The 255-nt window shown below is 71.0% G+C and carries 1 protein-coding gene; it reads left to right on the top strand.

Features of this window, described 5'->3' with window-relative positions; genetic code table 11:
• On the top strand, positions 1 to 255 hold a 255-nt coding region (locus tag M3185_RS17010; RefSeq protein WP_285860044.1), incomplete at both ends, for an SRPBCC family protein.

The raw sequence follows: 255 nt of genomic DNA, 5'->3' as shown, positions 1-255 counted from the left end.
TGAGCACCAGAGTCGAGAAGACCGTCGTCGTGGACGTGCCCGTCACCACGGTGTACAACCAGTGGACGCAGTTCGAGGAGTTCCCCCACTTCATGGGCGGGGTGCAGAGCGTGCGCCAGCTGGGCGACGACCGCCTGGAGTGGGTCGCCGAGCTGGGCGGGGTGCGCCGGCAGTGGCAGGCGCAGGTCCTCGAGCAGGTCCCGGACCGGAAGGTCTCCTGGGCCGCCACCGAGGGCGCGACCAACGCCGGGACCG

It is taken from the genome of Kocuria rosea, assembly GCF_023715525.1.
GTDB classification, from domain to species: domain Bacteria; phylum Actinomycetota; class Actinomycetes; order Actinomycetales; family Micrococcaceae; genus Kocuria; species Kocuria rosea_A.
This window is presented reverse-complemented; position numbering and strand designations above follow the sequence as displayed.